14 protein-coding genes, 2 tRNA genes and 1 pseudogene are annotated in these 21,417 nt (G+C 38.5%); 8 read left to right on the top strand and 9 right to left on the bottom strand.

Translation table 11 applies throughout. The annotated features are described in order from the left end of the window. On the bottom strand, positions 1–2,766 hold the full coding sequence (locus MKX14_RS09880; protein WP_240282353.1) for a type VI secretion system Vgr family protein: 2,766 nt from the start codon (positions 2,764–2,766) through the stop codon (positions 1–3). Positions 2,767–3,122: 356 nt separating this feature from the next. On the opposite strand from MKX14_RS09880, the gene MKX14_RS09875 reads away from it, so the two are divergent. Continuing rightward, entirely contained in the window at positions 3,123–4,211 is a 1,089-nt protein-coding gene (locus MKX14_RS09875; protein WP_069122592.1) for a YjgN family protein, read from the top strand. 20 nt (positions 4,212–4,231) lie between these two features. Continuing rightward, positions 4,232–5,332: a M48 family metallopeptidase gene (locus MKX14_RS09870; RefSeq protein ID WP_240282352.1), complete on the top strand. Its 1,101-nt coding sequence runs from the start codon at positions 4,232–4,234 to the stop codon at positions 5,330–5,332. A gap of 11 nt (positions 5,333–5,343) precedes the next feature. On the opposite strand, the gene MKX14_RS09865 is transcribed toward MKX14_RS09870, so the two are convergent. The 3 genes from MKX14_RS09865 to MKX14_RS09855 form a co-directional block, all read right to left on the bottom strand. Continuing rightward, the gene (locus MKX14_RS09865; RefSeq protein WP_080759572.1) at positions 5,344–5,661 is read right to left on the bottom strand and encodes a hypothetical protein; all 318 of its coding nucleotides are present in this window, start codon (positions 5,659–5,661) and stop codon (positions 5,344–5,346) included. Positions 5,662–6,029: 368 nt separating this feature from the next. Next, positions 6,030–6,119, bottom strand: a tRNA-Ser gene (locus tag MKX14_RS09860). Positions 6,120–6,204: 85 nt separating this feature from the next. Next, positions 6,205–8,235 carry an NADPH-dependent 2,4-dienoyl-CoA reductase gene (locus MKX14_RS09855; RefSeq protein ID WP_016802556.1) on the bottom strand — a complete coding sequence of 677 codons (2,031 nt, stop codon included), beginning with the start codon at positions 8,233–8,235 and terminating at the stop codon, positions 6,205–6,207. A gap of 297 nt (positions 8,236–8,532) precedes the next feature. Between MKX14_RS09855 and argG the strand changes: the two genes are divergently transcribed. After that, a complete protein-coding gene (gene argG / locus MKX14_RS09850; protein WP_014206117.1) occupies positions 8,533–9,891 on the top strand; it encodes an argininosuccinate synthase in 1,359 nt (452 codons plus the stop codon). Between the two features lie 61 nt (positions 9,892–9,952). Here argG and MKX14_RS09845 read toward each other — a convergent pair whose 3' ends face one another. Beyond that, complete coding sequence (locus MKX14_RS09845; protein WP_240282396.1) at positions 9,953–11,215, bottom strand: GGDEF domain-containing protein; 1,263 nt, start codon at positions 11,213–11,215, stop codon at positions 9,953–9,955. A gap of 149 nt (positions 11,216–11,364) precedes the next feature. Between MKX14_RS09845 and pyrC the strand changes: the two genes are divergently transcribed. The 5 genes and pseudogenes from pyrC to MKX14_RS09820 all read left to right on the top strand — a co-directional run bounded on the left by pyrC (position 11,365) and on the right by MKX14_RS09820 (position 16,334). Then, complete coding sequence (gene pyrC / locus MKX14_RS09840; protein WP_199992661.1) at positions 11,365–12,399, top strand: dihydroorotase; 1,035 nt, start codon at positions 11,365–11,367, stop codon at positions 12,397–12,399. Further along, positions 12,384–13,046, top strand: a complete 663-nt coding sequence (gene rnt, locus MKX14_RS09835) for a ribonuclease T (protein ID WP_002117536.1) — start codon at positions 12,384–12,386, stop codon at positions 13,044–13,046. The genes pyrC and rnt overlap by 16 nt, the downstream gene beginning before the upstream one ends. Before the next feature lie 18 nt (positions 13,047–13,064). Beyond that, positions 13,065–13,140 (top strand) — tRNA-Glu (locus MKX14_RS09830). 176 nt (positions 13,141–13,316) lie between these two features. After that, positions 13,317–15,431 (top strand): annotated as a pseudogene (gene fhuA / locus MKX14_RS09825) (TonB-dependent siderophore receptor). Positions 15,432–15,650: 219 nt separating this feature from the next. Further along, on the top strand, positions 15,651–16,334 hold the full coding sequence (locus tag MKX14_RS09820; RefSeq protein WP_240282351.1) for a glutathione binding-like protein: 684 nt from the start codon (positions 15,651–15,653) through the stop codon (positions 16,332–16,334). A 5-nt stretch (positions 16,335–16,339) separates the two neighbouring features. Here the strand turns inward: MKX14_RS09820 and noxB are convergent, their stop codons facing one another. The 4 genes from noxB to yejB form a co-directional block, all read right to left on the bottom strand. After that, entirely contained in the window at positions 16,340–17,584 is a 1,245-nt protein-coding gene (noxB, locus tag MKX14_RS09815; protein ID WP_240282350.1) for an NADH:flavin oxidoreductase/NADH oxidase family protein, read from the bottom strand. Positions 17,585–17,772: 188 nt separating this feature from the next. Then, positions 17,773–19,368, bottom strand: coding sequence for an ABC transporter ATP-binding protein (gene yejF / locus MKX14_RS09810; RefSeq protein ID WP_240282349.1), 1,596 nt, complete (start codon positions 19,366–19,368; stop codon positions 17,773–17,775). Then, positions 19,343–20,353, bottom strand: coding sequence for an ABC transporter permease (gene yejE / locus MKX14_RS09805; protein ID WP_046812815.1), 1,011 nt, complete (start codon positions 20,351–20,353; stop codon positions 19,343–19,345). The genes yejF and yejE overlap by 26 nt, the downstream gene beginning before the upstream one ends. Then, positions 20,353–21,405, bottom strand: a complete 1,053-nt coding sequence (gene yejB / locus MKX14_RS09800; protein ID WP_240282348.1) for a microcin C ABC transporter permease YejB — start codon at positions 21,403–21,405, stop codon at positions 20,353–20,355. Before yejB ends, yejE begins: the two co-directional genes overlap by 1 nt. Positions 21,406–21,417 lie beyond the last annotated feature (12 nt).

Below are 21,417 nucleotides of genomic sequence, written 5' to 3'. Positions count from 1 at the left end.
CTAATCTATATTAATTTCTTCATTGTTATACAAGTGGAGAGATATTTCTTCTGGACGTACTGTTTTAATTAACTGAGTATATCCATTCTCATCAGTGATACCTTCCAGCTTTTTCCCATTTGGCATAAAAGCAATATATTTATGATGAGCAAACGGAATACCTTCTTTATCTTTCAAAAGATACCGCAAATTATGCTGATTTAGCTCTCCCAACACAGGTAACTGTGGAGTATTTGCACTCACACTTGCTCCAGAAGTAAATACATGCTGCCCAGCTTTCACCTCAAACTTCCCACCTGTGACGGGGAAAATTCCCGAACTATTGATCTTAATTTGGGAACCGCCAGATGTGATTACAACTTCTTTAGAGGCAGTAATTTCAATTCGATCTTCTGTAGAAATAATCTGAACGCCTTTACGTGCAATTAAGTCTGCTCCGTCAGCTTGAGCTTGTATCTCAACTTTCCCTTTACCCGCATAGAGCCTAGCTCCCTGTTGGGCTGCAAAAAGACTGATCTTATTTTGTGCATGTGCAATTATGTTCTTTTGAGTACTTAAATTAATACTATCTCCAGCACTTTGGCTTAATTGGCCATCTGCACTTAGATGTATATCTTCGTTACTGGCTATAGCCACGCTATTTGGTGCACTTAACACCATAATAGCTTGCTTAAATACAGCTGCTTTATCTTTATCTTGCTGTTCAATTTGTTCTAAAAAAGTTTTTAGATTTTCAAGCACTTCTAGTGGATCGGTTTGCTGATTTTTAGCAACTTCACTAAGTGCTTTGGCATTGTTGAGGCTATCCTCTATTTGTTGTTCGGCATTATTTGCATCAAGGTGTACACCTTGGGCTTGGTCTTGTTTATGAGTAGTAATGAGTAAACCACTACCAGCTCGAACAGCCCCCCATTGATCCGTTCTGAGTTCAAACCCCTCACCACGACCTTCACTTGTCGCACTTTCTTTAGGATGGCTCAAATTACCAAGGTTTAACTGACTAACAGCATGGCTACTTTGTAACTGTGCACTAATTTGCCCAGTCGTATCATCAAGTCGTAACTGGTTAAAGCCTTTTCCACCCACCTCTTCTGAACGAATCCCACTTAGTTTTTTGGTATCGGGTAACTGTCCTTTCTGGTCAAATCGGGTTGGATGACGTTCGGCCTCGTGAATGCGTCCAACTACAAATGGGCGATCAACATTACCATCAAAGAAATTAATAGCAACGATTTCTCCAACACGTGGCAAGAAACGTACACCATAACCCTTTCCAGCCCAAGGCGTTAAAACATCGACCCAAGCCGAATCAGTATCATTGTCATTACATCCCGCTCCACCATCGTGGTTATGGTCATCACTTCGGGTAAACAAGAAACGAACTTTAATGCGTCCCCATTGATCAACATAAATCTCTTCACCCTCTGGACCAACGACACGTGCACGTTGAGGAGAAGCTTTAGGTCGATTTTGTAATGGTTGATATTCAGGCACAATTTGAATATTGCGGCGTTGTAAAATCAGCTCATTACCCTGACGTTCTTCTGTGTTACCCAACTGCCAATCGCTTTGTTGAACCAAAGCTTGAATTTGCTGATTTAAATCTTTGGGTAAATTGTTTTGATTATAGTAACTCTTACCAATAATTAAGAACTCTTTGTCTGCTCCACTATGTAGATCAATTTCTGGATGCTCATTAAGTTCAAACCAATAGCCGACTTGTGTATCCCGTACAGTAGTTTGAGCAACAAACTGCTTAGATTGAGCATCATGATAAGCACTTAAGTTTTGATTGAACTTTTCTAGCTGCTGACCACTTGCTGGTGTTGCACCATCTTCACCTTTCAAATCTTGTATCCATGCTGGGCTAAAATGCCAAGCATCTTCAAGACTTAAACTCTGATTGTCATAATTACTGCTATGTTGATGTTTGCTTTGTACATTACCAGCCCCATCTGTTTGTTGTAATACATCTGACTGCCAACGCTGCACATACACAGAAGTCGGCTGTAAACTACGACCAGCGATTAGACTAGTCATGCTATCAAACTGTTCAGTTGCATGACTTCGATGGTAACGAACCGTTCTTCTTGTCAGCGCTTGAAATTGGTTATTATCATCAATGAGACGTAATTTTTGTGCCTGAATATGATCTGTATTATTCGGTACAATCAGTTCCGCTTCATCAATCAGCCAATTAATACCTTCACTTCGCCATAAACGAGTTAGAAAGTCATAGTCAGTTTCGTTCAACTGCATAAGGAAAGGACGAGTATCATATTGCTGTTTTAACCCACTCAAATCTAGTGTAAGGCTAGCAGCAAATAATGGGCTTTTCCCTTGCCATTCTTGAAAAAGAATTTCACTAATTTCTTTCACACTCTTGTTCATAAACACACGGCTATTTCTGCGTTTATGCCAAAGATAAGTTGAATCACTTATTGTGAGTTTATATAAAGTTAGAGCACCATCACTTTGCCCCTGTGATGCTCCAGTAATAATACCTGTAGTACGAAATAATTGTCCTTGATCTGTCACCTGATCAACAGCAACCTGTACACCTATAAATTTTTTAAGTGGAAGGTGAGCATTGGTTGATAAACAAATCAAATCTGCAGCTATGCCCTGATTAAGATAATGTTGCCCATCTATACGTTGTAAAAAAACTTGACTATTCAGGGATGCATCTGAAAATTGAAGGTATACCGAACGATGTTTTGAGAGAAAACCAAAATTCTCTAAAATTTGAAAGATATTATTAAACATCACTTTTTTATAAATCTGAGTTATAAACTACTATATTTTATAAAAAATAGACAGATTTGTCTATTTTCAAATCTATCCTTTTACAAATAATAACTTCCTAAAATCTATGTAATAAAATTAAAAATCAACTCTTTACAAAACACAATTTCATAAAAAAATGTAAAAATAAATAAAAAAATTTTATATAAAATAGGGTGGCCTATTGATAATAGATTCTTCATATAATGTATATTCTATTAATGCTTGCTTTTTATTCTATTTATTTCAATTTATAAAAAATATATAATATTCTCAATAGTTTTCTAATTATCTATTACATTCAATCAAGATCATATATTTTCAATAAAGAGAATAAAATGCAAGACCAAGCTTTAACCTCTCTTCCTCAAGATGTAAATGAGGATCAAAATATTACAACTCCACCAATTTCACACTCAGGAATTCATCATTTTAAGTTTCATGGGAATGCCTCAGAATATTTTGGAATCTGGATCGTTAATATTCTTTTGACTATTATTACTTTAAGCTTATATGCGCCTTGGGCTAAAGTTCGTCGCTTACGCTATTTCTATGGTAATACAGAATTTTTTGAACGTCGCTTTGATTTTACAGGGATTCCAACCAAGATTTTGATTGGACGTTTAATTGCATTAGGAATTTACGTCGTATTTGCAATTTCATCACAGTATTCAATGATTGCGACTGTGGTTGGACTAATTGCATTATATGCAGCAGTACCTTGGCTAATTCGCGCTACTTTGCGTTTTACTGCAAGAAATAGTAAGTTCGGCAACGCACGTTTTTATTTTGGTGGAACGATAAAAGAATCTTATAAAGTCTTTCTTTTGAGTATATTGGTATATATTTTCACTTTAGGAATCTTTACACCTGTAGCTATTTGGCTATATAAAAAATATTATCTTAACAACTTATATGCAGGACAATTAAATTTTAAATTAAACGCGAAATGGTCTGCATATATGGCTGCAGTTTATATACCAGTTTTTATTGCAATTGGTATAATTGCTATTTTTTCAATCATTTACTTTGCTATGGCAGGAACAATTTCTGGGTTCTCACCGAACGCTATATTCTTCGGAATATTTACGGTATATGCATTTATTGGATTATTTATTTATCCATTAATTGCTGCACGTATTTTTATTACGACATGGAACAATACTACAGTTGGAAACAGTCAATTTAAAACAGACTGTAACCAATGGCGTTTTGCATGGATTGTAGCATCGAACTGGATTGTAAAAATCTTATCCATAGGTTTAATGTCTGCTTGGGCTGCAGTTCGTATTCATAAATACCAGATTGAATCGATGAGTTTAATTTTATTAGATGATCCAGATCAAATGATGAATCTAGCCCAACAAGAGCAAAGTGCTTTAGCTGAAGAAATCAGCGATATTTTTGATATCGACATCTCTTTATAATAATCTGAGTTTAATAATTTATGTCCCACGCAGTAGATATCACTTTCTATGATGGCCTAGTGTCTAAACCATACCCTGCTCAGATTTCAGCTCAATCTGAATCTGAAGTTCTAATTCGGTATGGTGAGCAATTAGAACTTCAGCGTCATTATCAATATACTGATATGAAATTGATTGGTGCGCTGGGACAGTTACACCCAGTAATTGAATTATCTGATGATGCACGGATTGAATTTCATAGTGCATTACCTGAATGGTTTAATTACACAACTAAAAAGGTTCAACATTCGATCTGGAAATTTGAACGTTCTCCGGGACTTATTCTTTTTAGTGTAATTTTTGTGATTACTTTTGCGATCAGTCTAGTCAAATGGGGGGTTCCTGCAACGTCCCATTATCTTGCTTTTCAATTACCTGAGAATACTTTAAAGAAACTAGGTGATGAAGCCGAGAATTATGTATTAAATAATTGGACTGCACCCAGCCAATTAGCACAAACTCAAAAAGATCAAATTACTAAACAATATTTGAATACTGTTGCTGAAAACAAACCAGCCAAATTAGTCTTCCGTCAAGGTAATCAAATAGGGGCAAATGCTGTAGCGCTACCCAATAATACGATTATTATCACAGATGAACTGATCAAATTGGCACATACGAATCAGGAAATCTTAGGCGTATTAGCCCATGAACAAGGCCATTTGGTTTATCGCCATAGTTTGCAACAAGGGTTAGCGAGTTTAGGCCTAAGTATATTATACATTGCAATGACAGGAGATAATTCAGACTTATTTACGTCCTTACCTGCCGCTATGATTGGTGCAAATTACTCACGTAAATTTGAGTCCGAAGCCGATCTATATGCTTTACAGCTGATGGATAGGAGGCATATAGAAGTCTCGCACTTTGCAAATTTCTTACAACGTTTAAGCGGTACAACAGAAGAAGGTATCGATAAAAAAAATCAGTCCAATCCACTAACTTCTCAGGAAGAATCTTCAGCTAATAAACTATCTACAGCTGTTCTTGATACTTTATCCTCTCATCCTGCAACCGAAGAGCGTATTCGAATGGTTCATGATTATGAGAAAAAACAGAAAGGCGCACAAAATAATTTATAGGCTCACAAAGTCTATCTAGAAAATTTATGGTCTTTAGGAAGTGGAGCATCACATGGTTGATCTGTCTTTACATTGACCATTTTCACAGGCCCATCGTTGTAGATTGTTACCTTACAGCCTTTTACGACATATTCTTGTTGAATGCCACCATACATTTCATCCTCAGAAACAGCAGATGCAACATCACATGCCTCGTCAGCACGGCATATATCCTCTTGCCCACCTACAGCTTCTGCTCCAGCAGCTTCCATTACATCTACAGCACTCTCCTGTACTTCAGCATCTACAGCCTGTATTTTTGCTGCATATGTATTTGAAAGATTCATCATAAGAAAAATTGCAAGAAAGAACTTACTACTGTGATTTATTAAATTCATGAATTATCCATATCTCTTAATTTAAATTTGGTACATATCAGGCGATTTTACTTTGCAAGTTAGTGATGCAAAGGGATTGGTATTATAAGGAGCTATTCTACCCATAATTATACATATAGCAGCAATAGTCGCCCCGAAAGAATTCATCAAACAATTACAAGATATTGACCATTATGAGGGTGCGATTAACTACACAGTATAAAATTAAATTGAAATCAAAATCTGTCTAACACAATCCAAATTTTTATGGAGGGTAAGATGAGGGATAAAATAATAGATATAAAAAAAAGCCCCTGCTTTTAACAGGGGCTTTTCGAATTTGGCGGAAGCGGTGAGATTCGAACTCACGGAGGACTCACACCCTCGTCGGTTTTCAAGACCGGTGCATTAAACCGCTCTGCCACGCTTCCATGTGCGTAAGAATACAAAGCTTATTCATTTTATTCAAGAAAAATATCATCGCTTTGTGTTCAAGTGCATATTGTTTCATCAATTTTACAGTTGCGCAGCCAATTCTGCTCCTTCTTTGATCGCACGCTTCGCGTCTAACTCTGCTGCGAGCTTTGCACCACCAATAATATGATAGTTCGCTATAGTCGACTCACCTTCTTTTGGCATCAAGTCTTTTACCGACTCTTGACCTGCACACACTACAACTGTGTCTACACGTAAAAGCTGGTCTTGACCATTGTGCTCAATCCAAAGTCCTTCATCAGTGACTGCTTTATATTGCACACCACGCAGCATACGTACGCCATGCTTTTTAAGTTGTGCACGGTGTACCCAACCCGAAGTCTTGCCAAGGCCAATACCGAGAGGTGTTGTTTTACGTTGTAGTAAATAAATTTCACGGATTGCTGGTTCAACTTCTGGCGGCTGCATACCACCTTCAGAAACATAGTTCGGATCTGGGTCTACACCCCATTCACGTTGCCAATCAGCCAAAGGTTGCGGTTGTGGTTGATGTGGCGGTTTAAGTAAAAACTCTGACACGTCAAAACCAATACCACCCGCGCCAATCACTGCAACTTTTTGCCCGACTTCTGCCCCTTTCAAAACTTGAGCATAAGAAAGGACTTGTGGCGCGTCACTTCCTTCAATTTTTAATGCGCGAGGGATTACACCTGTTGCAACAATTACTTCATCAAAACCTTCGCGTTCAAGCTGCTCACGATTTACGCGAGTATTTAAACGTACGTCCACTCCAGTTTTTTCGAGCTGGACTTTAAAATAACGAATCGTTTCGTGGAATTCTTCTTTACCTGGTACAACTTTGGCAAAGTTAAATTGTCCACCTACATCTGAAGTTGCTTCAAATAGCGTCACTGCATGACCACGGCTTGCCGCAACAGTTGCCGCCGACATACCCGCTACTCCACCGCCCACAACTGCAATTCGCTTAGGCTGTTTAGTCTTTAAATAGACCAGTTCAGTTTCATGGCCTGCACGTGGGTTAACCAAACAAGATACACGCTTATTTTTAAAAGCATGGTCTAAACAGGCTTGGTTACATGCAATACAGGTATTAATTTCATCAACACGGTTAGTCGCAGTTTTATTTACCCAAAATGCATCGGCCAATAAAGGACGCGCCATTTGAACCATATCTGCTTTACCAGTTGCCAAAATTTCTTCGGCAGTTTCAGGCATGTTAATTCGGTTTGACGCAATAATCGGGATAGAAATATGCTGTTTTACATGAGCAGTGTAGTCGACAAAAGCGGCACGAGGCACAGACGTGACAATGGTCGGAACACGAGCTTCATGCCAGCCAATGCCGGTATTTAATAAAGTCACCCCTGCTTTTTCTAAAGCTTTGGCTACAGTCACCACCTCTTGCATGGTGTTACCGTCATGGACTAAATCAAGTAATGACAAGCGGAAACAGATAATAAACTTCTCACCGACTTTGGCACGGATCGCTTTAACAATCTCGACTGGAAAGCGCATACGGTTTTCAATTTCACCACCCCAACGGTCAGTACGCTGGTTCACGTGGCGACTTAAAAACTGGTTAATTAAATAACCTTCCGAACCCATAATTTCGACACCGTCATAACCTGCTTTTTTGGCAATATCGGCGCACTGTGCGTAATCTTCTATTGTGCTCAGAATATTTTTTTCAGAAAGCTGGCGTGGTTTAAATGGGGAAATTGGAGATTTAATTGCAGTTGAAGATACAACAAACGGCTGGTAACCATAACGACCTGCATGCAAAATTTGCATTAAGATTTTTGAACCATGTTTATGCACAGCATGTGTAACCAGACGATGCTGTGGAATATCAAATAAGCTATTCATGGTTCCGCCAGCAGGTGCTAACCAGCCTTGACGGTTCGGTGAAATACCACCTGTCACAATCAGGCCCACCCCACCTTTTGCACGCTCTTCAAAATAAGCTGCCAGCTTTGGGTAATTGTAAAAACGATCTTCAAGCCCCGTATGCATGGAACCCATCACCACACGGTTCTTAATGGTGGTAAAGCCTAGATGTAATGGTTTTAATAAATTGGCGTAACTTGTCATGCTGCGTCCCAATAATTTTTTGCAACTTGTTGCATAGTACTTTAATACTTTTTTGATAATTTTGGATGACCAAGCAAAGAAATTTATCGGAGCTTATGGTCAATCCATTTATTTAAGAACAATACTTCATTCACTTCTTCTTATTCTATAAATAGCCTTATATTTTTTATCAAATTAAAACTTCAAATCAGAACAAGTGAATTAATGCTTTTTTTGCGAAAAAAAGCACCATGAATAGTGCTACAATAGCCGCCATTCAGAATTCTCAAGACCGCCTATATGGGGTCTTTTTCATAAATGTTAGGATTAGCAATGACTGATAATGCAACTATCTTGCAGCATGTACCAGTAGGCAAAAAAGTTGGGATTGCCTTCTCCGGAGGCCTAGACACTTCAGCTGCCTTATTGTGGATGAAACAAAAAGGCGCAGAACCTTATGCATATACTGCAAACTTAGGTCAGCCTGATGAAGATGACTACGATGCAATTCCAAAGAAAGCAGAACAATACGGCGCTGTAAAAGCTCGCTTAATTGACTGCCGCTTACAACTTGCGCTTGAAGGTATTGCTGCGATTCAGTGTGGTGCATTCCATATCAGTACAGGTGGTGTTCCTTATTTCAATACGACTCCACTCGGTCGTGCAGTAACAGGTACAATGCTAGTTACCGCAATGAAAGAAGATGACGTAAACATCTGGGGTGACGGTTCAACTTATAAAGGTAACGATATTGAACGTTTTTATCGTTATGGTTTGTTGACTAACCCGAATCTTAAAATTTATAAGCCTTGGTTAGATCAAAACTTCATCGATGAGCTCGGTGGCCGTGCAGAAATGTCACAGTTCCTGATCGACAACGGTTTTGACTACAAAATGTCAAAAGAAAAAGCGTACTCAACTGACTCAAACATGTTGGGCGCGACTCACGAAGCAAAAGATCTTGAATACCTAAATGCTGGTATCAAAATCGTTGACCCAATTATGGGCGTTGCTTTCTGGAAAGATGAAGTTGAAATTACCCCAGAAGAAGTGACTGTACGTTTTGAAGAAGGTGTACCTGTTGCATTAAACGGTCAAACTTTTGACAATCCGGTTGAGCTTATTCTTGAAGCAAACCGTATTGGTGGCCGTCATGGTTTAGGTATGTCTGACCAAATCGAAAACCGTATTATCGAAGCAAAATCACGTGGTATTTATGAAGCACCGGGTATGGCCCTTCTTCATATTGCTTACGAGCGTTTGGTTACTGGTATTCATAACGAAGATACGATCGAACAATACCGCATTAACGGTTTACGTTTAGGCCGTTTACTTTACCAAGGCCGCTGGTTCGACTCTCAAGCACTTATGTTGCGTGAAACTGCACAGCGTTGGGTTGCTAAAGCGATTACTGGTGAAGTAACTCTTGAACTTCGTCGTGGTAATGACTACACCATCATGAACACTGAATCTCCAAACTTAACGTACGAAGCTGAACGTTTAACAATGGAAAAAGGCGATTCAATGTTTACGCCAATGGACCGTATTGGTCAGTTGACTATGCGTAACCTCGACATTACCGATACACGTGCAAAACTTGGTATCTATACAGATGCTGGTTTGCTTTCAATCGGCCAAGGTTCTGCTGTACCACAACTTGATAGCAAGAAAAAATAATTTTCTTACTTAATAAAAAAGCCACCGACAAAGGTGGCTTTTTTATTTCAAATATTTGTGCTCAAACAAGTTCAACCACTTCTAACGGTTGATAATAAATCTGGTTACGTCCAAGCTGCTTAGCTCGGTACAAAGCTTGATCCGCAGCGTGAATTAATTTTTCCTGATTTACTTTAAAACCTTCTGTATAAACAGTAAAACCTAAACTAATCGTGACATGCTTAGAGACTAAAGATGCTGCATGAGGAATGGCTTGTCGCTCAATCGCTTTATAAATATTTGCAGCGACGGCATAGGCACCTTGAGCAGGTGTTTTCGGTAACAGCACGACAAACTCTTCTCCTCCATAGCGAGCAACAAAATCAACATGCCGAATCGAATTTTTAATTGCAGCAGCAATAGATGAGATAACTTTATCCCCCATTTGGTGTCCATAAAAATCGTTATAATTTTTAAAAAAATCGATATCAATAAACAAAACGGCCAATGGTCGCTTTTCTTGTTTTGCACGATAGTAAAAAAAGTCGAACATCTCATCAAAAGTACGTCGATTTGAGATATTAGTCAGTGCGTCTTGCTGGCTTAAATGAAGCAATTCAGATGCCTCAATACGTAAAATTTGTTCATTAAGTTCAGCAAGCTGATTATTTAAAAAAAGGCTTCTTTCTCTAGAGATAAGCATGGTGCTAATTGAAAAACCTAAAATACAAGTACCGAACAAGGCTCGACCAAGTGCAATATAATCACAATTTACGTTGAGTAAATTAAGAAAAATAAAAACCAATATTGCTGCTGATAAGCCTACATACAGCATATGTAGTGGTTTGATCCCACTTAAGATAAACCCAAGCATATATAAAAATGAAAGTAGCAACATCGACTGATTTTTAAGCGCCATATTTCCGACGCTTAGCAACAACATTGCACTTGTAATAATGCTAAAAAAAACAATGCTACATGCAGCAAAATAAAAGTGCTCGGAGAGCTTTTTAGATTTGGCAAAAATCCAAAATAGTAAGAGCGCAAGCGCAATATTCATTGCACTTAATAAACAATGAATAAAGTCCAGAGTAATATAAGGCTTACCTATCACTAAGTAATCGGTTGGCAACACCAACAAAATAAAAATAAGATAGGTTAAAACACCACTTGCTAAAAATTTTGAGATATTTTGTTTAGTTCGCTCAAGATTCAGACACCAGAATTTTTTTTCTAATTGGTGTGGCAAAGGCATGTTGGCATAACGATGGGTATGTAGAGTTACTAAATATTCTATTTCTTCTTTTGCTTTGAGTAATTCATGTACATTTCCCCTATTCACCACTACTTGATTCCTGCCCATTACACATTAACAAAATATAACATTATTTTTTAAGGCCTCTGCCGCTTTATTTTGCCATTTGTCCGTAATTCTCGTTACCATTTTCACACTTTATCGATTATCATTTGTTTTATTTCGAAGTTTGAACTGCCTTGGATTCTATTACCCTGCTCCAGCCAGATGACTGGCATGCACATTTACGTGATGGTTTAGCATTAAAACGTACTGTACCTGATTTGGCCAAGCAATTTGCTCGTGCGATCTGTATGCCAAACCTTGTTCCACCTGTAAAAACTGTGGAAGAAGCATTGGCTTACCGTGAACGTATTCTTGCTCATGTTCCAAAGGGTCTTAACTTTGACCCACGTATGGTGCTTTATTTTACTGATTTCACCTCACCAGACGAAGTTCGTAAAATTAAAGAATCTGGACATGTAAATGCCATTAAACTTTATCCAGCAGGCGCGACCACTAACTCTGATAACGGTGTAAGTGACATTCGTAAAGTTTATGCGGTCATTGAGCAACTAGAAGAGCATCAAGTTCCGTTATTACTTCATGGTGAAGTGACTCATAACCACGTTGATATTTTTGACCGTGAAAAGCGTTTCTTAGACGAAGTTTTATCACCGTTATTAAAACAGTTTCCAAAGCTTAAAGTGGTACTTGAACACATCACAACAAGCGATGCTGCGCACTTTGTTTTAGAACAAGACCGCAATGTGGCTGCAACCATTACGCCTCAGCATTTATTATTTAACCGTAATGATATGTTGGTTGGTGGTATTAAACCGCATTTCTATTGCTTACCAATTTTAAAGCGTCAAACTCACCAGACCACTTTGCTTGAAGTTGCAACGAGCGGTAACCCTAAATTTTTCTTGGGTACAGATAGCGCTCCTCACTCGCAAAATGCAAAAGAAAATGCGTGTGGCTGTGCGGGCTGTTATAGTGCGCCTAATGCAATTGAACTTTATGCTCAAGCATTTGACCAAGTGGGTAAATTAGAGCGTTTAGAAGGTTTTGCAAGCCACTTTGGTGCAGACTTCTACGGGCTACCACGTAATACTTCTACCATTACTTTGGTAAAAGAAGATAACCTCGTTCCAGAATCTTTTGATTATTTAGATGATCAAAAAATTATCCCGCTGCATGCCGGGAAAACGCTGCAATGGAGAAAAGTGTGACACAAGAAACCTCTGTCCCGGTCATTGGCCAACGTTTTCGTGGCTTCTTACCTGTTGTTGTTGACGTTGAAACGGCAGGTTTTAATGCCCAGACAGATGCATTGCTAGAAATTGCGTGCATTCCAATTGTGTATGATGCTCAGGGACAATTTGTCCCTGGTCCAGCATTTCATGCGCATATTAACCCGTTTGAAGGGGCTAATCTCGATCGCCGTTCGTTAGACTTTATTGGTATTGATCCATTCAATCCAATGCGTATTGCAATGGCTGAAGATGAGCGCACTGCATTACGCCGTATTTTTAAATCGGTGAATGAAGTCCGTAAACAGCAACATTGTACCCATGCAGTCTTAGTAGGCCACAATGCGCATTTTGACCTTGGTTTTGTACAAGCAGCAATTGCGCGTACAAGCACAAAAAACCAAAACCCATTTCATAGCTTTTCAGTGATGGATACGGTTACTTTAAGTGCTGTTATGTTTGGACAAACTGTGCTTGCTAAAGCCTGTATTCAAGCTGGAATTGAGTTCGATGGTAAAGAAGCACACTCTGCTTTATACGATACTCAGAAGACTGCTGAACTGTTTTGCTATATTTTGAACAAACTGTCACCTTACCTCCTTGACAGTTTGGTGGCGGCTTCTTAAGATACCGCCATCCTCAACGTCCCTATCGTCTAGAGGCCTAGGACATCGCCCTTTCACGGCGGTAACCGGGGTTCGAATCCCCGTAGGGACGCCATATTCTCTTCTTATAAATTCCTTTCTATTTTAATTTTTTTATAGTTCTAATCTTCTGTATTTCTTAATAAAATACACTTGTACACATATATCACGGATCCGGTATTTTCTTTACATAGATTTACAATATAATAATTCTTATTTTTATACTGATATTTATTATCAACAAGGTTTTAAATGGATCTTAAGCTTCGCCTCCTCTCCCTAAGCATCGCCCAACTGTGCTGTATCTCAAACGCTTTTGCAGAAACCAATAGTTCATCAACAACACTTGCTACCATTAAGATTAAAGCCCAACAAGCTGCTGACCAAACTTATAAAGTCGATAGTTCAAGTAGCGCAACACGTAGTGAAGTCGCATTAAAAGATACGCCACAATCTGTCAGTGTAGTGACTCAAAAAGTAATTGAAGATATTGGCGCGACACGTTTAATCGAAGCGCTTGATTTAGCTGGCGGTGTGACTCGTGCTAATAATTTTGGCGGCCAAGGGTTAACAGGCTTTAACCTTCGTGGTTTCACTAGCGGTGAATTTTATCGTAATGGATTCCCGATTAACCGTGGTTACCCAAATGCCCCTGATAGCAATACTATTGAACGTGTAGACGTTTTACGTGGTCCCTCTTCTAGCTTATATGGTCGTGGTGACCCGGGTGGTACGTTTAACTTAATTTCTAAAACACCGAAGTCTGAGCAACAAACCACTTTAGGTGCCCAGCTTAGCAGTGAAGGTTTATATCGCACTACGGTAGACACCACAGGTACTATTCCAAATGCAGAAAATATTGGTTATCGTCTAAATGTGATTGCAGAAGGCGGTGATAGTTATCGCGATCATGTCGAGTCTAAACGTTATGGAATTGCACCAGTCATTCAATGGCAAGCTTCTGACGCAACAAAAGTTACTTTTGAAGCGGATATTTTACGAAATCAGCATCCGCTTGATCGTGGTCATACACGCTATGCAGGTCAGAAGTCTTTTAATAGTTCACCCGAAACCTATTTATGGGAAACAGGTAAATACAACAACCGACTCTACAATGATAACAATATGACTCAATTACGAGTCGAGCACGACCTTGGGAATGACTGGAAGCTGAATGCTGGTGTGCAATATTTAAATGGTAAATTGCATGGCTATGCGGTAGAAGCAAATGATATTCAAGATGACGGCGAAACTTTAAACCGAAATTACAACTATCGCGAATTAAAATGGCAAGATACCGATGCCCAAATTAATCTAACAGGTAATTTCCAACTTTTAGGTCTAGCTCATACCTTAGTGACAGGGCTTGAATATGAAAATTATGATTATAAGTCATATATTATTCGTTCAGATGCTAAGTCAAATAACTACCCGATCAATATTTATGATCCAGTTTTAGGCCAACCACTACCTGAACTTAATACAGTTTCTACGCATGACCGTGAAAACTTAAAAACAACGGCTCTTTTTGTACAAGACCAAATCGAATTAAATGAACGTTTAAGTGCACTATTAGGTTTACGTTTTGAGCACTATGAACATGACTATCAGGATTTGCGTCCGGGTAAACCCAATTGGAATACCAGTCATGATGCATTTATTCCACGGTTAGGTTTAGTTTATAAAGCGAATGATAACCTTTCACTCTATGGCAATGCTGCAAAATCTTTTAAACCCAATACTGGTACAAGTCATGGTGGCGAAGGTTTTGATCCAGAAGAAGGTACGGCTTATGAACTAGGGTTTTAATGGTTAGCTCTCAACAATATGCTGTCAGTCGACTCTGCGATTTTCTATGCCAATAAAGAAAATGTCTTAACGGATGATCCTTTATTTCAAAATTATAAAGTTGCTGCTGGCGAAGTTCGTAGCCAAGGTATTGAGCTAAATGTTGCAGGGCAAATCACTCCAGCGTGGAAAATTATTGGTGGATATGCCTATACAGATGCAGAAGTGACTAAAGACAATACTTTGAAAAAAGGAACCGCTTTAGCGAATATTCCCAAGAATAGTTTTAATCTTTTAAATATCTATGAATTTCAGGATGGCCCTTTACAAGGCTTAGGTCTGGGCATTAATCAAAAATATATTGATAAGCGTGCAGGTCAGACAGCCAATAGTACCTACACAATGAAGGGTTATGCAGTTACAGATTTGGTTTCTTATTATCAGGCGACACCCAAACTTCGTCTTAACTTAGATGTGAAGAATATTTTTGATAAAGTTTATGATGAAAGTGCTTTCCGTTCCTATGCTTATCCAGGTGAATCACGTACGGTTCAAGTGGGTATGAGTTATACGTTCTAAACTCTAAAGGCACCTAATAGACAGTCTTTTCACAGCGATAACCTAGCTTAAAATCTCACTAGGGATATCAAATACTAAAAAGCCACTCCATTTTTAAGGCAGTGGCTTTTTATTAAGTTACTTTTATATAAAAAATATAATTTACTGATTTATAAATATTTTTATAATTAAATTATGTTCTATACTCAACATAGATCAAAACTATAATTTGAACATGACATGCAAATTCGATTATTTCACTTAAAAAATTCTCGCTCTCAACGCATCATTTGGTTTTTAGAAGAATTAGGACTCAACTATGAGCTCACTATTAAAGATCATTCAGGCATAGACAAAGATAAAAACTCACCTCATCAATTATCAAAATTTCCAACTCTCGAAATTATTGAACAAGGAAACACTTCAGTCTTAGCTGAAACCTCAGCAATTTTAGATTACCTATCTCATTTACACCCACAATTGGGACCGAACAGCCTATCACGCCAACAACTCCAAAATTTTTATTATTGGAAAAATTATTGTGAGGCAACATTCATTCCCGATTTAGTACTCAAACAAATCTTTCACCAAATTGCACAACGTACACCTTTTCCGATCCGTTTTATTCCTAAACTTTTAAAATATGGATTCGATCAAGGCTATCTCAATCAATCATTACAACGACAAATGAAAATGATTGATGAACATTTAGAGCAACATGCATGGTTTGCCGGAGATCAGTTTACTATTGTTGATATTTTGATGTGGTTTCCATTATTAGCTTGCTCACAAAATTACAGTCAGTTTAAACATATACACCGTTATCTTACCCAAATAGAAAACAGACCCGCCTTTAACAATGCTTTAATTAAAGGCCAATGGTCTGCTTCTACATTTAAAGCTTACTGGACTACGGCTTGGTAATTTATCTACGCAGACTTACGTGAATTCACTTGTCCTTGAATCACCGCTTTAATATTGCCTTTAGCATAATTTAAAAAGACAACAAGTGGGGAAAGCTTTGGATTTGGTTTTTTACCTTTGCCAATCGTTTTAAATTGAGCGGCGTACCAAATGATTTCCATAATTGCCATTTTATCGACAAAAGGTAAGCCCGTTTTAATCGGTTTTACGGCATAACGTACGTCTTGCCCTGCAATTAAACGTTCTGCTAAATCAGTTTCTACTGCAAATGGACGAGCAATACCAATAAAGTCACATGCTCCACTTGCGAGTGCAGCATTCATGCCCTCTACAGTACGGAAGCCACCTGTCACCATAAGCTTACACTTAACATGCTGGCGGATTTTTTCAGCAAAATCTAAAAAGTATGCTTCACGTGCAATTGTACTTGCCTTACGTTTATCCGCCTTAGCTCCAGCCATTGCTGGTGCCTCATAAGTGCCACCTGAAATTTCAATTAAATCGATACCAGCTTCATCCACTGCTTTAAACACTGAAATTACATCTTCTTCGCTAATACCACCACGCTGGAAGTCGGCAGAGTTAAGCTTCACTGAAATGATAAAATTATCTGAAGTCGCTTCACGTACCGCTTTATAAACTTCTAGTAAAAAACGAGTACGATTTTCAACTGAACCGCCCCACTGATCTGTACGCTTATTGGTTAATGGCGATAAAAACTGACTAATTAAATAGCCATGTGCACCGTGTAATTGCACCCCTTCAAAACCTGCTTTTTCACAGATGTGAGCTGCTGTCGCAAAACGTTTAATAATATCTAGAATTTCATCATGAGTAAGTTCACGTGGCGTTCCGAACATGGTTGCTAAAGCTGGACTAAAAGGTACCGCTGATGGCGCTACGGTTTCTTTATTTAAGCCTTTTGGACACTGACGACCTGGGTGCGACAATTGAATCAACTGCACCATGCCATATTTTTTACCTAATGCCGCCCATTCTTTTAAGCGCTCTAGATCACGTTCAGTTTCAATAACAACAACACCCGGTTCATTTTTTGCTCCGACATTTACCATGACATTGCCAGTAATTGCACAGCCAAGCTCACCTTTTGCCCATGCACCATATAAACCCAGATGTAAGTCATTTGGCTGGCCTTCATAATTTGCAAGTGCCTCACTCATTGCACCTTTAATAATTCGGTTTTTAAAGGTGGTATTGCGAATTGTGATGGGTTGAGCAATCTGATTCATGGTTAACCTCTGTTCTTTGAATTTTAGAGCAATTACTCTAATTTAAATGAGTTATTGGGCGTGTCAAGACATAATCGATAACTGACAATAGCACATGTCAATTTTAAAGAACATAAAAATATGCAACTTTTTGCATTAGAAGTTTAACAAAAATTTATCTATATAAAACAATTAATTAAAAAACATCTTTAAAAGGATGCTTTAATTAACTGTTTCGTATATTCACTGTTAGGCTTAGAAAATAAGAGTTCAGTTTCCTGATATTCAACAACTTTTGCATGACGTAATACCATCACTTTATGGCATAGTGCTTTTACTATATTGAGATCATGACTAATGAAAATATAACTTAACTGCTCAGTTTGCTGTAATTGTCTCAACAGCTTGATCATGGCTTTTTGCGTGGTTCGATCTAAGGCAGAGGTAGGTTCATCCAAAATTAAAAGTTTAGGTCGAACCACCAAAGCTCTGGCTAAGGCGACACGTTGACGTTGCCCGCCTGAAAGTTCATGAGGGTAACGATGTTGAAAATCTTCAGCCAATTCAACTTTTACCAATACAGATTCAACTTGCTGTTTGATCTCGTTATCAGCTACTGCTTTCACTTTCAATCCTTCAGCAATAATCTGCCCTACTGTCATACGCGGGTTTAAACTTCCAAATGGGTCTTGGAACACAAGTTGAAAATCTGATCTCATCAAGCGTAGGGCTTTGGGCTGTAGCTGATTTAAATCTTGCCCTAAAAAAACAATTTTCCCGTTACTCTTAATAAGCTGAACCAAAGCCAGGGCTAAAGATGACTTACCCGCACCACTTTCACCAACCACCCCAAGTGATTCACCTTGAGCAAGATCGAAACTCAAATCTTCTATTGCAGTGAAATACCCTTGAATGCGATTTAAAATTCCTTTTCTTATAGGAAACTGCACGCTGAGCTGTCGAACTGATAAAACATTCTGTTGAGCGGGTCTAGACTCTACACTTCCAAAATCATGATCTAATAATTGTGCTGTATAACTTGTTTTAGGATTTGCAAAGATTTGGCTCAGTTCACCTTGCTCTACGACACGCCCACTTTGCAATACAATAAGTTTCTCAGCATAGCGATGTACTAAATTGAGGTCATGACTAATTAAAATAAGTGCCATCCCATATTTGCTTTGCAAAGATTTTAATAGCTCTAAAATCTGTATCTGTAAAACCACATCCAACGCAGTAGTAGGCTCATCAGCAATCAAAATTTTAGGCCGAAGTGCCAATGTCATCGCGATCATGACACGTTGCCTTTGCCCACCAGAAAGCTCATGCGGATAACGTTTTAAAATTTGTTCTGGTTCAATAATTCCAACATCTCTTAGTAATTCAACTATTTGCTGTCGAACTTCTTGTTTTGAAAAACCAGATAAAAGAAGATTTTCACCTATAATTTTTTCAACCCGATAGAGCGGATTTAACGCAGTAGCAGGCTCCTGAAAAATCATTGCAATTTGTCGACCACGTAAATTTGATTGAGCTCTTTCATCTAACTCAAGCATATTTTCTGAGCCAATCCAGACCTGACCCGTTACTTCTAATTTCTCTTGTAACAATCCCATTATTGCTAAGCAGCTCATCGATTTACCAGAACCACTTTCGCCTACAATAGCGAGTGTTTCACCTTCACTTAAGTAAAAATTTAGATCTTCCAATAAAACCTTTTGGTCTTTGGTTTGAACCGAAAGTTGCTCTACTTTTAATAATGCTAAAGCGGGATTTAAATTATTTTCTTGGGTCAAAAGCATCACGAGCCGCCTCCCCAATATAAATTAAAAGTGAAAGAACAATCGCCAGACTAAAAAAGCCTGAAATTGCTAGCCATGGCGCATCTAAATTATTTTTACCTTGTAGTAATAATTCACCTAAAGAGGCCGCATCTGGCGGTAGACCATATCCTAAAAAATCAAGAGCAGTTAAAGCGCTAATGTTAGTTGTTAAAATAAAAGGTAACTGAGACAAACTCGAACTAATCGCATTAGGCAAAATATGCCTAAAAATAATCGCACGATCAGTCACTCCCAAAACTTGGGCTGCACGAACATAATCTAGCTGGCGAGCTTTCAAAAATTCTGCTCTAACGATGCCCACCAAAACAGTCCAGCCGAAAAACAACATAATGAAAAATAGCCAATATACATTTGGAACAAACATACTGACTAAAATCATGACCATAAAAAGCATGGGTAAGCCATTCCAGACTTCAACTAAACGTTGCCCCAATAAATCGACCCAGCCACCATAGTAACCTTGAATAGCGCCAACGGTAATTCCAAATAAAGCAGAACAAAAGGTTAAGGCTAAGCCAAAAAGCAACGATACTCTTAAGCCATAAAGAATACGCGCAAGAACATCCCTTCCCTGATCATCTGTTCCCAACCAGTTTTGCTTGGAAGGTGGTGATGGCACAGGAACTGCCAAATCTAAATTGGGCGTTTGATATGAAAATTGAATGAGGGGCCAAACCGCCCATCCCTTAGTATTAATAAGCGCTTGTACAGCAGGGTCTTTATAATCCGCTTCTGTTTCAAACACCCCACCAAACACCGTTTCAGGATAAGTTTTCAACACAGGTAAATAGAAAGAATCTTCATACTTTACTAACAGCGGTTTATCGTTAGCAATTAACTCCGCGGCTAATGACAAAACCAAAATCAGACTAAATAGAATAAAGCTGGCCCAGCCCAATTTATGCTGTCTAAAACGCTGTAATCGTGTCCGCACAATCAAGGACATTATTTGCCTCCTTGTGCGTCAAAGTGAATTCGTGGATCAATCCATTGGTACAACACATCACAAATGAGACGTAAAATTAAGCTAAATAGAGTAAAGAAAAATAAAACCCCAAAAATAACAGGATAGTCACGCTGGACAAGAGCTTCAAAGCCCAACAAACCCACCCCATCTAGGTGAAAGATGATTTCTACAAACAGGTTACCTACAAAGAAAATACCTGCTAACGCTTCTGGCAATCCTGCGAGCACAACTAAAATGGCATTACGAAAGACATGCTTATATAAGACCTGTTGGCTGTTCAACCCTTTTGCATAGGCTGCCAAAACGTAGGGTTTATTGAGTTCTTCTAAAAATGAGTATTTAGTTAAATAGGTTAAACTGGCAAAACCGCCTAATACCATGGTAATTAGTGGCAAAGTCACATGCCATAAATAATCGGTAACTTTGCCCCAGAGACTGAGTTGATGGAAGTTATCTGAGACTAAGTTTTGTAGTGGAAACCATTGGAAATAAGACCCACCTGCAAAAAAAACAACTAACAAAATGGCAAATACAAAACTTGGTACGGCATATCCCACTACGAGGATTAAAGAAGTTGATCGATCAAACCAAGAGCCCTGCTGTTTAGCCTTTTTAATTCCCAGTGGAATAGAAATGAGATAAATTAGAAAAGTGCTCACCAGCCCAAGTGAAATGGAAACAGGCATTTTTTCCCATAACAATTGCACGACAGATTTATCTTTAAAGAAACTTTGTCCAAAATCTAAAGTTAAATAGCCTTTTAACATTAAGAAAAACCGTTCGGGTGCAGAACGATCAAAGCCATACTGTGCCTTAATTTGTTCAACCATTTCAGGGCTTAAACCTTGAGCACCTTGATAATAAGTTTCTGCACTTAATGCACGACCAATTCCCAAATCGCTTTGTGCCTGATGTATTGCTTGCTCAACTGGCCCACCCGGTGCAATTTGCACAACCACAAAGTTAATCAATAGAATGACAAACAATGTGGGAATCATTAAAAGAAGTCGCTTGAGAATATATGAACCCATATAACAGGATTT

Origin of the sequence: Acinetobacter pittii, from assembly GCF_022449185.1 — a bacterium.
GTDB classification, from domain to species: domain Bacteria; phylum Pseudomonadota; class Gammaproteobacteria; order Pseudomonadales; family Moraxellaceae; genus Acinetobacter; species Acinetobacter pittii_I.
The sequence above is the reverse complement of the archived record's forward strand: the minus strand, read 5'-3'. Positions and strand labels throughout refer to the sequence as shown.

Excerpts from the sequence above, each read along its gene's own strand:
- MKX14_RS09820 (WP_240282351.1), top strand. The coding sequence starts at position 15,651 with ATGCAAATTCGATTATTTCACTTAAAAAATTCTCGCTCTCAACGCATC.
- yejB (WP_240282348.1), bottom strand. The coding sequence starts at position 21,405 with ATGGGTTCATATATTCTCAAGCGACTTCTTTTAATGATTCCCACATTG.
- MKX14_RS09870 (WP_240282352.1), top strand. The coding sequence starts at position 4,232 with ATGTCCCACGCAGTAGATATCACTTTCTATGATGGCCTAGTGTCTAAA.
- noxB (WP_240282350.1), bottom strand. The coding sequence starts at position 17,584 with ATGAATCAGATTGCTCAACCCATCACAATTCGCAATACCACCTTTAAA.
- MKX14_RS09875 (WP_069122592.1), top strand. The coding sequence starts at position 3,123 with ATGCAAGACCAAGCTTTAACCTCTCTTCCTCAAGATGTAAATGAGGAT.
- MKX14_RS09865 (WP_080759572.1), bottom strand. The coding sequence starts at position 5,661 with ATGATGAATCTTTCAAATACATATGCAGCAAAAATACAGGCTGTAGAT.
- argG (WP_014206117.1), top strand. The coding sequence starts at position 8,533 with ATGTTAGGATTAGCAATGACTGATAATGCAACTATCTTGCAGCATGTA.
- yejE (WP_046812815.1), bottom strand. The coding sequence starts at position 20,353 with ATGTCCTTGATTGTGCGGACACGATTACAGCGTTTTAGACAGCATAAA.
- MKX14_RS09855 (WP_016802556.1), bottom strand. The coding sequence starts at position 8,235 with ATGACAAGTTACGCCAATTTATTAAAACCATTACATCTAGGCTTTACC.
- MKX14_RS09880 (WP_240282353.1), bottom strand. The coding sequence starts at position 2,766 with ATGTTTAATAATATCTTTCAAATTTTAGAGAATTTTGGTTTTCTCTCA.
- rnt (WP_002117536.1), top strand. The coding sequence starts at position 12,384 with ATGGAGAAAAGTGTGACACAAGAAACCTCTGTCCCGGTCATTGGCCAA.